This is a genomic window from Mesorhizobium sp. M7A.T.Ca.US.000.02.2.1 (assembly GCF_003996995.1).
Lineage (GTDB): Bacteria > Pseudomonadota > Alphaproteobacteria > Rhizobiales > Rhizobiaceae > Mesorhizobium.
In genome coordinates, this window is record NZ_RZTT01000181.1 from 1 (window position 1) to 11684 (window position 11684).

An 11684-nucleotide genomic window follows, 5' to 3' on the forward strand; every position below is an offset into this window, starting at 1 on the left:
GCATTCTCCGATCCGATCTGGCGCAAGCCACAGACAGCTTCCACGTTTCAATCGCTTCCCAATGGCGAACGTGTCGATCTCGCCATTGTTGGCGGTGGCATCATGGGCTTGTCGACCGCCTTGCATGCCGCCCGGCTTGGCCTGTCGGTGCAGGTGCTGGACGCCGGCGAGATCGGCCAGGGCGCATCGGGCTTGAATGGCGGTCAGGTCATTCCCGGCCTGAAATACGATCCGGAATGGCTGCTGGAGCATTTTGGCCCGGAGCGCGGCGAGGCGCTCGTCAATTTCGCGGCGTCGACCGCCGATGCGGTGTTCGAGCTGATCCGCGACGAGAAACTGGCGGTGCCGTTCGTCCGCAATGGCTGGATCCAGGCGGCGCACACGGAGGCCGCGCTGAAGGCGGCGGCGAACCGCGACCGGCAATGGCACGCGCGTGGTGCCGACGTCCGGTTGCTCGATGCAGCGGAGATCGCGGCCAAGACCGGTGCACAGGGCTATCTCGGCGGCTGGCTCGACCGCCGCGCCGGTGTCATCGATCCGCTTGCCTACACGTCGGAATTTGCCCGAGTCGCGACCGCGGCTGGAGTGAGGATAGCCGGACACCAGAAGGTGGTTCGGCTAGACAAAAGCGCCGGCGTTTGGCGTGTTTCAACTGAAAACGGGGTGCAATTGCAGGCAAAGGCGGTCGTGCTGGCGACAAACGCCTACACGGACGGTCTGATCCCCGGTCTCGCTCAGACGATCGTGCCGCTGCATTCCTTTCAGATCGCCACAGCGCCGCTGTCGCCCGATCTGGCGGCCACGATCCTGCCGGAAGGGCAGGCGGTGTCGGACTCCAGGCGCATCCTCGTCTACTACCGCAAGAGCGCCGACGGCCGGCTGGTGCTTGGCGGCCGGGGTCGCATGGCGCTGCCGACGAGCGCCGGCGACTGGGCGCATCTCGAGCGGGCGCTGCGGCGGCTCTATCCCATGCTGTCCGGCGTCGCCATCGAGAAGCACTGGTTCGGCCGGGTGGCGATGACCCCGGACCACCTGCCGCACATCCACGAGCCGGAGAAAGGCCTGCTCGCCGTGGTCGGCTGCCAGGGTCGTGGTGTCGGCCTGATGACCGCTCTTGGCGAGCGCATCGCCGGCTATCTCCAGAGTGGCGATGTCAGGCAATTGCCCTTCCCGGTCTCGCCGATCCGACCGATCCCGTTTCACGCCTTCCGCCAAGTCGGCGTTGCCGCGACCATCGCCTGGTACCGGCTGCTCGATGCGTTGGAGCGCTGACCAAAGCAATTCCTGTCAATGGGGTTCCGTTTGGGATTCCGCTTGACAGTTTCATAGATATGAAAAACTCTAAGCTAATTTCAAATTTCCGATAGGCAGGTCGATGTCGGCCCTAGTTGCAACATCAGCGCCAGAGGTCCGGTCTTCTCAGGGCTTCCGGTTCGCCATGCTGCTGCCGGGCGCTCTGGTCACCTTCCTGCTGATCCTGTTTGCCCTCGGCCTCGTGCTTTTCCTCGCCTTCCGCAACAATGACGGTTCGCTGCTCGGCGCCGGCTTCACCGTGGCGAATTTTGTCACCGTGGTCTCCGATCCGCTGTACTGGACGGTGACGCTACGCTCGCTGATCATTGCCGCCCTTGTCACGCTGGCGACCGTCGTCACCGCCTATCCCGTCGCCTACTACCTTGCCTTTCACGCCGGCCGGCGGCGCGGCCTGCTGCTGTTTCTGGTGACGCTGCCATTCTGGACCAGCTATCTCCTGCGCGTCTTCGCCTGGAAGATCGTGCTCGCCTACAATGGCGTTTTGAACTCGGCGCTGATCGAAAGCGGTATCTGGTCCGAGCCGACATTGGCCTTTCTCAACACGCCGGCCGCCGTCGTCATCACGCTGGCGCACGCCTACGCGCCTTTCGCCATCCTGCCGATCTACGTGGCGCTGGACACGATCCCGAAATCGCTGATCGAGGCCGCCTCCGATCTCGGCGCGCGGCCCTTCACCTCTTTCCGCCGGGTCGTGCTGCCCAATTCGATGCCGGGCGTGCTGGCGGCAGCCCTTGTCGTCTTCGTGCCGACGGTCGGTGACTATGTCACGCCGGCGCTCGTCGGCGGCCCGGCCAGCACCATGATCGGCACGCTGATCCAGGCGCAATTCGGCAAGGCCAATGACTGGCCGTTCGGCGCCGCACTCTCCGTCGCCGTCATGCTGGTCATCCTTGCCGTGGTGCTGGTCGCGCGTTTCGCCGACCGCAGATTTGGCAGCCGCACATGAGCACTGCACGCGCGCAGGGAGGCGGCCGCTGGCTCGGCGTCTACGTCGTCGCCTATCTGGTCTTTCTCTATCTGCCAGTGCTGCTGATCCCGCTGTTTTCCTTCAACAACTCGATCCAGGCAGCGTTTCCGCTGCAAGGCTTCACCTTGCAATGGTACGCGACACTGTTCGGCAATTCGGCGCTGACCGGTGCACTCTTGAACAGCCTCGTCATCGGCGCCATTGCCGCCACGGGCGCGACGCTGTGCGGCATCACCGTATCCTACATGGACCTCTATGGCCGCTCGCCGCTGGCCGCCACCATCAGCGCCATCGCAAGGCTGCCGATCCTGATCCCCGGCGTCATCGTCGGCATATCGCTGCTGATCCTCATCAACCTCATTGGTCTGGGGCCATCGCGCATCGCCATCGTTCTCGGCCACATATTGGTCGCGCTGCCGACGACCGTGGTGATCATGCGCAGCCGCTTCGCCGCCATCCCGAAAACCATTCGCGAGGCAGCGCTCGATCTCGGCGCCTCCGACTGGACGACGTTCCGGCGGGTCATGCTGCCGCTTAGCCTGCCGGCCATCATTTCGGCCTTCATGCTGGCCTTCCTGATCTCCTTCGACGAATTCATCGTTGTCTTCTTCCTCGCCGGCACCGAGCCGACGCTGCCGCTCTACATCTGGAGCCAGCTGCGTTTTCCAAAGTCGCTGCCGACGGTGATGGCGCTGGGCACGTCGATCCTGGCTGTGTCCTTCATCATCGCCGCAGCAGCTGAAATCCTGCGCCATCGCGGCCTGTCCGCCACGGCGCCAAAGCCCGCGGATCCATCACAACCAAAACAAACCAAGAGAGGAGAACTGCAATGGCATTCGACCTGAAATCGATCTCTGCAAAGACTGTTTGCGCTGGATTGACAGCGTTCGCGCTAGCGCTGTCGTCGACCGTCGCTTTCGCCGGCGACAAGCTGCAATATTTCACCTGGTCGGGCTATGAACTGCCCGATTTCAACAAGAGCTTCCTCGCCGCGCATCCCGATGGCGTCGAGGCCTCCATCTTCGGTGACGACGATGACGCCTTCACCAAGGTCAAGGCCGGCTTCCGCCCCGACATCGCGCATCCCTGTTATGACAAGGTGGCGCGCTGGAACAAGGAAGGCCTGCTGCAGCCGATCGACACCAAGCGCATCAAGAACTGGGATTCGATCTTCCCGGTGTTCAAGAACCTGCCCGACCTGCAGGCCGGCGACGGCAAGGTCTGGATGGTGCCATGGGACTGGGGCAACACCTCGATCCTCTACCGCACCGATCTGGTGAAGAACCCGGAAGCGAGCTGGAACCTTCTGTGGGACAAGCAGTATGCCGGCCGCATGGCGACGATCGACGCCGTGCACGACACGCCGGTCGTTGCGGCGTTGCTCGCCGGCGTCAATCCGTTCGACATGACGCCGGAGCAAATGGACAAGGTGGCCGAGAAGCTGCGCGAGCAGCGCCCGCTGCTCTCCAACTACACCACCGACATGACCTCGGTGGAACAGGCGCTGGCCAGCGGCCAATTGGTCGCCGCCATGACCTGGAACGCCTCGGCCACCTCGCTGAAGAAGCAGGGCGTGCCGGTCGAGTTCATGAAGCCGAAGGAGGGCATGCTGACCTGGGCCTGCGGCTTCGTCATGCTCAAGGACGCCAAGAATGTCGATCTTGCCTATGACTTCATCAACAGCCGGCTGGATGCCGACTCCGGCAAATACCTGATCCAGGCCTATGGTTACGGCAGCTCGCTGAGCTCCGCCTTCGCCACCGTGCCGAAGGCGGAATTGGAGAAATTGCAGCTGCCATCCGATCCCGAGGTGTTGCTGAAGACCACCATCTTCACCGGGCCGATGAAACAGAATGACGACCTCGCCAAGATGTTCGAAAAGATCAAGGCAGGCGGGTGAGTTGAGGCCTGCCTTCTCCCCTTGTGGGAGAAGGTGGATCGGCGCGCAGCGCCGAGACGGATGAGGGGTGCGTGGCGGATCGCCGTCGTCGCCAAGCTGGAGCACCCCTCATCCGTCGCCTGCGGCGACACCTTCTCCCACAAGGGGAGAAGGGGGAGCTTTTCGACGCTTCGCCGCGCTCCGATTGATAGACTGCAAACGAGGACGAATTGATGGACATGCTGGACGAACCGGCTGAGAAGCCGAAGGACGATGCCGATGTGCGGGTCGGCCGGCGCGTGCGGGCGCTGCGGCTGGAGCGCAATCTGTCGCTGGCCGATCTTGCGGCAAAAGCCGGTGTGTCGATCGGTGCTTTGAGCCAGATCGAGCGCGGCATGTCCTCGCTGCGCGTCAAGGTGATCTGGCCGCTCGCCGCCGCCCTCGACATAGAGCCGTCGGCGCTGATCGCAGACGGCAACGATGCCGTCAGCGATCTCTATTGTGTGCGTGCCGACAAACGGCGGCAAATCCCGGTGAAATCGGAAGGCATTGCCAAGGCGCTGCTGTCGCCGCCGGGCGCGACGCTGACCGGCATGCTGGTGACGGTGGAAGCCGGCGGCGGCACGGCCGAGGCCTATGCCCATGCCGGCCATGAATTCGGCTTCGTGCTGGCCGGCGAGGTCGAACTGGTGGTGGATTCGACAAATTACGTGCTGAAGGCCGGCGACAGCTTTGCGTTCAAGAGCACGCTTTTACATGCCTTCCGCAATCCCGGCGCCGAGCGTTGCCAGATCCTCTGGGTCAACACCACGAAGCCGTCCGAGGTTCGCGATGGCGCCTGATCCACTTGTGCGGCTGCAGGCGGTCTCGAAGATTTTTCCTGGCGGCATCGTCGGGCTCGACGCCGTCGATCTCGACATTATCAGCGGCGAGTTTGTCACGCTGCTCGGGCCGTCGGGTTGCGGCAAGACCACCAGCCTGCGCGTCATCGCCGGTTTCGAAAGCCCGTCGAGCGGCAAGGTGTTGCTCGATGGTCGCGATATCACGGCCCTTCGGCCCTTCGACCGGCCGGTCAACACCGTGTTCCAGGATTATGCGCTGTTCCCGCACATGAATGTCGCCGAAAATGTCGGCTTCGGTCTGTCACTGCGCAAACTGTCTGGAGCCGAACAGGCAAAGCGCACCGGCGAAGCCCTCGACATGGTCGGTCTCGCCGACAAGCTTGGCGCCCGCGTCTCCGAACTGTCGGGCGGCCAGCGCCAGCGTGTCGCGCTGGCGCGTGCCATCGTCTGCGAACCACGCGTGCTCCTGCTCGACGAGCCGCTGTCGGCGCTCGATGCGCATCTGCGCGAGCAGATGCAGGTTGAACTGAAGCGGCTGCAGTCGCGGCTCGGCACCACCTTCGTCATGGTCACCCACGACCAGACCGAAGCGCTGTCGATCTCCGACCGCATCGTCGTCATGAACAAGGGCCGCATCGAGCAGATCGCGCCGCCGGCCACCCTTTACGACCGGCCCGCCACGAAGTTTGTGGCGAGCTTCATCGGCACCATGAATCTCCTGCAATCACGGTTTGTCGGCCGCGATGGCGGTCGCTTGCGTTTCACCGCTGGCACCTTGCCGCTGGAGGCCATCGCTGAAACGGGCCAGTCACCCGGGCAAGGCGAGATGCGCACCATTGGCGTGCGCCCGGAGGATCTGCTGGCGGCCACCGAAGCTGCGCCCGGCACCGCACCGGCGCGCGTCAACAGCATCGTCTTTCACGGCCGCACGCTGCGCCTGCATGCCGAACTCGGGCAGGGCGCCCCTGTTGTCATCGACGCACCGCGCCAGGCCGAGGGTTTTCAATTCAGCGTCGGCGACGTGGCGCATATCAGCCTGCGGCGTGGTGCCAATTGCCCGGTGCTACCAAGCTAGTTTCAGCTACGTTAAAACCGAAGCATCCGTTCGCGCCGCTCCGTGGCTACAAGCACTACGCCGATTGGGCGATCAACTTCGAGGTCAAGGGCATCATCGGCTACGGGCCGTCGTCGGCCGAATGATCTGCCTATGTGGACCTGTCAGCCGGTTGTGAACAAAAGACCATGGAACTAAGTAGGAATTGACTCTACGGAGAATATATTCCTAGTTTGGCCAATGCCGGAATTGAGCAGCCGACCGCGCCGAAATGTACAGACCCTATGCCTTGCGCACGAAGTCGGGCAACTCATTCGTGTTCGATGCCGGCACTGCAATATCACTCGGCACTATCTGCCCGGTGACCTTGCAAAGCTAGTCGGTGACATTCCCTTTTGGGACGTCGAACGGCATATGCGGTGCGAGCGCTGCAAGCTTCGCGAGCTTGATGCCAGCATTATTTTGCCGAGCGCCGCTGAACGCTTGAAAATTCGGGTCAGGCGCCTTGTCGAAATCCGCATGGTTCGCCGGGTGATCTGGCGAGACGACGATTAAGAAAGCGGCTGATTAGTCGATCCTGCGGCCTAGAACAGAGACCCTTGAGTTGGCACCTGCTGCGGAAACTTGATCTGCGTGGCGGGCTTCTCAACAATCACCAATGCATCGTCCGGCGCTGTCTGCTGCAAATGCCTCGCTTCTGCCCACGGCGCTATAAGCCAGGCCTGGGCATCTTCCGGCGTGGTCAGGATCACGGGCATAGCCTTCTCATGGATCGGCGCGATGACGGCGTTAGGCTTGGTTGTCATGAAGGCAAATAGCTCGAAGTCGCCAGGACCATCCTTGACCTTTCTAACGCCTTGCCAACGGGTCCAGAAACCAGCGAAGAAGAACAGGGGCCGGCTCTCGTCACGCGCAAACCAATAATTGCGCTGGATGCCTGTGTCTGGGTCTTTGTCGTTCGGGGTAGGGCTGGGTTCGGCAAAGCTGGTCACCGGCACGACGCATCTGTGCTCGACGCCGACATATTGCTGCCAGTGCGAATATTGCGGATTGCGCACGTTGGTGGTGCCGTAGTCCGCCTTGCCTTTTATGCGTTCAGGTGGCGTTGGCAAACCCCAAAGCAGTTTCGCCAGCTCACGCTCCCCATCCGCCGTGTTGCGAACGACTAGGCCAGGCTGATTGGGATAGACGTCAAGCGAAGGCTCAAGGTTGCCGCTGACATCGCGCATTGTGTGTGTCCATTGGCGGACCGCCTCTTGCGTCGTGGTAATATTGTACAGGTTGCACATTCACCTAGAATTGCGGAATTGGCTTGTGTCCGCAACCGGATGTGCGGGAGCGCGATCTGCACGACATTATCATCCTGACATGGCTTGTCAGCTACGACGCGGCCCGACGATGGCAGGGCAGTAAGCTGTTCCCTACTTGCAGTGCGTCTGAACAGGAGGAACACAAATGACCATCGCGGAAATTGCCAAGGATTTCACCGAGCTGCTCAAGCAGGGCGATAACGAAGCTGCTGCCGAGAAGTACAATGCCGATGATATCGTCAGTCTCGAAGCCATGGCGGCTCCAATGGCCATCTCCCATGGCAAGGAGGCTCTCAAGCAGAAGGGCCAGTGGTGGCAGGAGAACAACGAAGTGCATGGCGGCTCGGTCGAGGGCCCCTATGTCAACGGAGACCAGTTCGCGGTGCGCTTCAAGTTCGACATCACGCCCAAGGCCACCGGCGAGCGCGTCACCAGGGATGAAGTTGGCCTCTACACGGTCAAGAACGGCAAGATCACCGAAGAGCGCTTCTATTATTGAGGCGGAAATGCCACCGGGAGACTGCTCTCTTCGCTGCCGGGTTGAAAACAAGCATGACGGCCAAGACAACGTCCTGTGTCATGTGGGAAGATCAGATCGTCTTCACATACTGCGCAAGCTGATCGGCCACCGTGCCCCAGCCGTCGAAGAAACCCATCTCTTCATGGTTGTTGCGGGTCGCCTCGTCGCGATGGATGGCGGTGGCGGTGTAGCGCGTGCCCTTGCCGTCCGGCTGCAAGGAAATGACAGCGGTGATGAAGGGTTCCCCTGACGGCCGGTAACCCGGCAACAATGCATCCGTCCACACCAGCCGCTCGTTCGGCACGATTTCGAGATAGCAATGGCGGTCGTTGACCTCGGTTCCGTCGGGCGACTGCATGCGCGTGCGGAACAGCCCGCCCGGCCTGAGGTCGATCTCGCAGTCGGTGATCATCCAGGGCTTCGGCGTGAACCATTGCTTGACGTGCTCCGGCGTCGTCAAGGCGCGCCACAGCAATTCGCGCGGCGCATCGATGACGCGCTCCAGCACGAGGTCCAGCCTGGGATCCGGCTTGAGGGGATAGATCATTTTTCTGTCTCCTTGAGGGTCATCACATAGGCGTCGAACTGGTCGAGGCGGCGCTCCCACAGCGTGCGCTGTTCGGCCAGCCAGTTTTCGGCAAGCTTCAGCGGCTCGGGCGCCAGTTGATAGGTCCTGACCCGGCCGGTCTTTTGCGAGCGCACCAGCCCGCAACCTTCGAGGATTTTGAGATGTTCGATGAAGGAGGGCAGGGCCATGTCGAACGGTTGGGCAAGCTCGCTGACCGAGGCAGGGCTGCGGTTCAGCCGCTCCACCACGCGTCGCCGCGTCGGATCGGACAGTGCGCGAAAGATGCCGTCGATCGGCGGAGGGCTCGGAGTTGTGGTCTGAAGGCTTGTCATTGGATGGTCCTGAGGCGCTGTCAAAATACTTAGGGAAATTCCTTAGTGTTGGCAAGGGCAAAACCGAAGGCATGCCGGGGAGCGCTGGCAAAGCGCGCAGAGCGTCCTTAATCTGCGGTCAGATTCGAAATCGGAAGGTCACTGTTTTGATGATCACTATCTACGGCATCACCACCTGCGACACGGTCAGGAAGGCGCGCCTCTGGCTGGAAGGCCATGACGTGGCCTACAGGTTTCACGATTTCAGGGCAGAGGGACTGGACGCGAAGCGTATGGATGGCTGGGCGGGCAAGGTCGGCTGGGAAAAGCTGCTCAACAGGGGTAGCACCACGTTTCGCGAGCTGCTGGACAACGACAAGCAGAGCCTCGACGAAAAGAAGGCCAAGGCGCTGATGCTAGCCAAGCCGACCGTGATCAAGCGACCGGTGCTGGAGGTTGGGGATCGGATTCTGGTGGGGTTCAAGGCTGATGTTTATGAGGCGGTGGTGAAGTAGGGCAGCGCATACACCTCACTTCGTCATCCTATGGCGAAGCAAGGAGCGGAGCGACGCAGCGCAGACCATAGGATCCATGCCGTGATCTATCCGTGTTGCAACGGTGCAGATTCTGCTCCGCTGCGCCTTTCGACTGAGGTCGCGGCATGGATCCTCGGGTCAAGCCCGAGGATGACGAAGGTCTGGCTAACGATGGCTAATTGTGAGCGCTTGCGCTCAGATACCCCGCCAGCGCCACCGCATTGTTATGCGCTTCATCATGCGCGCCATAGAGCAGCGTCACCTTGCCGTGGCTGATCAAACCTCGCAATTCACTCACCGCCTCGCCGTTCCCGTCCAGCTCAGCACGATACCGCTCCTGAAACTCCGGCCAGCGCGCCGGCGCATGGCCGAACCACTTTCGCAGGTCGTCGCTCGGTGCGATGTCCTTCAACCACAGCGTCAGCGCAGCGTCTTCCTTGCTGACACCGCGCGGCCAGATGCGGTCGACCAGAACCCGCTGCCCGTCATCGGGAGCGGGTGGCTCGTAGATACGTTTGACCGCCAGGTCGAAGGCCATCGGACCGCTCCGCAAAGCGGGTCAGGCCCACTCGCCCTTGCGCATGACGGGCACGCGGGCGCCGTCCTTGTGGACACCGTCGATGTCGATCTTGTCCGAACCGATCATCCAGTCGATGTGGATGAAGCTCTTGTTGCCGCCGCGCGCCGCGATCTCGTCCTGGCTGAGCGAGGCGCCGTCGACGAAGCACTTCGAATAGCACTGGCCGAGCGCGATATGGCAGGCGGCGTTCTCGTCGAACAGCGTGTTGAAGAACAACAGCCCGCTTGCCGAGATCGGCGAGGAATGCGGCACCAGCGCCACTTCGCCGAGGCGGCGCGCGCCCTCATCTGTATCGAGCACCTTCTTCAGCACATCCTCGCCCTTCGATGCCTTGGCCTCGACGATCCTGCCTTCTTCGAAACGCACCGAAATGTCGTCGATCAGCGTGCCCTGGTAGGACAGCGGCTTGGTCGAGGAGACATGACCCTCGACCCGCCTTGCATGCGGCGTGGTGAAGACCTCCTCGGTCGGGATGTTGGGATTGCAGGTGATGCCGTTCTTGGCGGTCGAGGCGCCGCCCATCCATTCATGGCCGTCCGCCAGCCCAACGGTCAGGTCGGTGCCCGGTCCGGTGAAATGCAGCGCGTGGAAATTATGGCCATTGAGCCATTCGGTGCGGCTGCGAAGCGCCGCGTTATGCGCCTTCCAATTGCCGATCGGGTCCTCAACATCGACCCGCGAAGCGGCGAAGATGGCATCGGCGAGCTTCACGACCGCAACATCGTCGGCATCGCCGGGGAAGACCTGTTTGGCCCAGGCGAGGTCCGGATAGGCGACGATGTTCCAGTTGATGTCGAAGCCGGTGATCTTTTCCAGCGCCGGCTGGTAGGCCATCGAATTCGCCTTGTTGGCGCGCGCCACTTTCGCCGGATCCTGTGCGGAGAGCAGCGACGGATCCTCGCCGCGTACGGCAAGCCTGGCCGCATTGTTGGCAAAGGCATTCGCCATGCCTTCATAAAGCCAGCCGGCGGCTCGGTCGAAGCTCGCATCGGCGCCGAAGCGGTAGCGGGCCAGCGTCATCTCGTCATCGTTGAAGATCGGCGTCACCAGCCCGGCGCCGGCCTTGTAGGCGTGCTCGACGATCCGCCTGGTCAGCGGCAGTGCCGCGATGGACGACGTCAGCACCAGATCCTGCCCCGGCTGCAATTGCAGTCCGACCTTGATGGCGACTTCCGCCAGCCTGTCGAGCTTCACCGGGTCGATCGATGCGGAAACGCCGCGCGAATGTGTGGTCATGATCCTGCCTGTCGTAGTTTGATGTCCGACTCTACATAGCTCGGTGCCTCCGTCCTTTCCACCGCGATCGCGCCGGCGGGTTCTGGGTTTACGGACCCGAACCGCGCCATGGTTGCCTCGATCTCTTCCCTGATCCAGACCTTGAAATCACGGACCTTACGGCTTTCCGCCTTGACGGACGAGGTCACCAGCCAATAGCCGAGCCCGCTCTGGGCGCGGATTCCGAAAGGCGCCACCAGCCGCCCGTCGGCCAGCGCGTCGGCGGCGAGCAGTTGCCAGCCCAGCATCACGCCATGACCGGCAATCGCCGATTCCAGGCACAGCATCGGGTCGGTGAAACTCGCACCTTTCAGGAAGGTGACAGATGGAACGCCGGCCGTCTCGAACCAGCTTTCCCAGTTGATCATCGCCCGCTCGTCGGTGATCGCGCAGGTCTGGGCAAGGTCCTCGATCGACTTCAGTTTTTGGGCGATCGCCGGCGCGCAGACCGGGAAGACTTCCTGCGCCAAAAGCAGTTCCGCCCGCCCGCCAGGCCATTTGCCGTCGCCAAGCCGGATGGCGATGTCG

The 11684-nt window shown here is 62.3% G+C and carries 14 protein-coding genes; 8 read left to right on the forward strand and 6 right to left on the reverse strand.

Annotated features, from left to right (window positions below; genetic code table 11):
* The 6 genes from EOD15_RS18010 to EOD15_RS18035 all read left to right on the forward strand — a co-directional run.
* The coding region (locus EOD15_RS18010) for an FAD-dependent oxidoreductase (protein ID WP_245463703.1) at positions 1–1272 on the forward strand (1272 nt) is incomplete at its 5' end.
* Positions 1273–1375: 103 nt separating this feature from the next.
* Entirely contained in the window at positions 1376–2260 is an 885-nt protein-coding gene (locus EOD15_RS18015) for an ABC transporter permease (protein ID WP_127408698.1), read from the forward strand.
* Entirely contained in the window at positions 2257–3126 is an 870-nt protein-coding gene (locus tag EOD15_RS18020; RefSeq protein ID WP_127408699.1) for an ABC transporter permease, read from the forward strand. Before EOD15_RS18015 ends, EOD15_RS18020 begins: the two co-directional genes overlap by 4 nt.
* Positions 3111–4181 carry an ABC transporter substrate-binding protein gene (locus EOD15_RS18025; protein WP_127320785.1) on the forward strand — a complete coding sequence of 357 codons (1071 nt, stop codon included), beginning with the start codon at positions 3111–3113 and terminating at the stop codon, positions 4179–4181. Before EOD15_RS18020 ends, EOD15_RS18025 begins: the two co-directional genes overlap by 16 nt.
* A gap of 212 nt (positions 4182–4393) precedes the next feature.
* Positions 4394–5002 (forward strand): cupin domain-containing protein, encoded by a 609-nt coding sequence (locus tag EOD15_RS18030; RefSeq protein ID WP_127320784.1) that lies wholly within the window; start codon positions 4394–4396, stop codon positions 5000–5002.
* Positions 4992–6077 carry an ABC transporter ATP-binding protein gene (locus EOD15_RS18035; RefSeq protein ID WP_127320783.1) on the forward strand — a complete coding sequence of 362 codons (1086 nt, stop codon included), beginning with the start codon at positions 4992–4994 and terminating at the stop codon, positions 6075–6077. Before EOD15_RS18030 ends, EOD15_RS18035 begins: the two co-directional genes overlap by 11 nt.
* A 563-nt stretch (positions 6078–6640) precedes the next feature.
* Here the strand turns inward: EOD15_RS18035 and EOD15_RS18045 are convergent.
* Positions 6641–7345, reverse strand: a complete 705-nt coding sequence (locus tag EOD15_RS18045) for an SOS response-associated peptidase (RefSeq protein ID WP_127320782.1) — start codon at positions 7343–7345, stop codon at positions 6641–6643.
* Positions 7346–7511: 166 nt separating this feature from the next.
* Between EOD15_RS18045 and EOD15_RS18050 the strand changes: the two genes are divergently transcribed.
* Positions 7512–7865: a nuclear transport factor 2 family protein gene (locus EOD15_RS18050; protein WP_127320781.1), complete on the forward strand. Its 354-nt coding sequence runs from the start codon at positions 7512–7514 to the stop codon at positions 7863–7865.
* A gap of 91 nt (positions 7866–7956) precedes the next feature.
* On the opposite strand, the gene EOD15_RS18055 is transcribed toward EOD15_RS18050, so the two are convergent.
* Together EOD15_RS18055 and EOD15_RS18060 are read right to left on the reverse strand one after the other, a co-directional pair.
* Complete coding sequence (locus EOD15_RS18055; protein WP_127320780.1) at positions 7957–8433, reverse strand: SRPBCC family protein; 477 nt, start codon at positions 8431–8433, stop codon at positions 7957–7959.
* A complete protein-coding gene (locus EOD15_RS18060; protein ID WP_127270295.1) occupies positions 8430–8786 on the reverse strand; it encodes a metalloregulator ArsR/SmtB family transcription factor in 357 nt (118 codons plus the stop codon). The genes EOD15_RS18055 and EOD15_RS18060 overlap by 4 nt, the downstream gene beginning before the upstream one ends.
* 146 nt (positions 8787–8932) lie before the next feature.
* Here EOD15_RS18060 and EOD15_RS18065 point away from each other — a divergent pair, with 146 nt between their 5' ends.
* On the forward strand, positions 8933–9280 hold the full coding sequence (locus tag EOD15_RS18065) for an ArsC family reductase (RefSeq protein WP_127320786.1): 348 nt from the start codon (positions 8933–8935) through the stop codon (positions 9278–9280).
* Between the two features lie 196 nt (positions 9281–9476).
* Here EOD15_RS18065 and EOD15_RS18070 read toward each other — a convergent pair whose 3' ends face one another.
* The 3 genes from EOD15_RS18070 to EOD15_RS18080 form a co-directional block, all read right to left on the reverse strand.
* On the reverse strand, positions 9477–9839 hold the full coding sequence (locus tag EOD15_RS18070; RefSeq protein WP_127270292.1) for a DUF488 domain-containing protein: 363 nt from the start codon (positions 9837–9839) through the stop codon (positions 9477–9479).
* A gap of 21 nt (positions 9840–9860) precedes the next feature.
* Positions 9861–11117 (reverse strand): aminopeptidase, encoded by a 1257-nt coding sequence (locus tag EOD15_RS18075; protein ID WP_127320779.1) that lies wholly within the window; start codon positions 11115–11117, stop codon positions 9861–9863.
* A partial coding sequence (locus EOD15_RS18080) for a LysR substrate-binding domain-containing protein (protein ID WP_245463704.1) occupies positions 11114–11684 on the reverse strand: 571 nt, incomplete at its 5' end. The genes EOD15_RS18075 and EOD15_RS18080, both read right to left, overlap by 4 nt.

What these genes read in the sequence shown, in the direction of transcription:
- EOD15_RS18015 (WP_127408698.1), top strand. Translation starts at nt 1,376, where the DNA reads ATGTCGGCCCTAGTTGCAACATCAGCGCCAGAGGTCCGGTCTTCTCAG.
- EOD15_RS18020 (WP_127408699.1), top strand. Translation starts at nt 2,257, where the DNA reads ATGAGCACTGCACGCGCGCAGGGAGGCGGCCGCTGGCTCGGCGTCTAC.
- EOD15_RS18025 (WP_127320785.1), top strand. Translation starts at nt 3,111, where the DNA reads ATGGCATTCGACCTGAAATCGATCTCTGCAAAGACTGTTTGCGCTGGA.
- EOD15_RS18030 (WP_127320784.1), top strand. Translation starts at nt 4,394, where the DNA reads ATGGACATGCTGGACGAACCGGCTGAGAAGCCGAAGGACGATGCCGAT.
- EOD15_RS18035 (WP_127320783.1), top strand. Translation starts at nt 4,992, where the DNA reads ATGGCGCCTGATCCACTTGTGCGGCTGCAGGCGGTCTCGAAGATTTTT.
- EOD15_RS18045 (WP_127320782.1), bottom strand. Translation starts at nt 7,345, where the DNA reads ATGTGCAACCTGTACAATATTACCACGACGCAAGAGGCGGTCCGCCAA.
- EOD15_RS18050 (WP_127320781.1), top strand. Translation starts at nt 7,512, where the DNA reads ATGACCATCGCGGAAATTGCCAAGGATTTCACCGAGCTGCTCAAGCAG.
- EOD15_RS18055 (WP_127320780.1), bottom strand. Translation starts at nt 8,433, where the DNA reads ATGATCTATCCCCTCAAGCCGGATCCCAGGCTGGACCTCGTGCTGGAG.
- EOD15_RS18060 (WP_127270295.1), bottom strand. Translation starts at nt 8,786, where the DNA reads ATGACAAGCCTTCAGACCACAACTCCGAGCCCTCCGCCGATCGACGGC.
- EOD15_RS18070 (WP_127270292.1), bottom strand. Translation starts at nt 9,839, where the DNA reads ATGGCCTTCGACCTGGCGGTCAAACGTATCTACGAGCCACCCGCTCCC.
- EOD15_RS18075 (WP_127320779.1), bottom strand. Translation starts at nt 11,117, where the DNA reads ATGACCACACATTCGCGCGGCGTTTCCGCATCGATCGACCCGGTGAAG.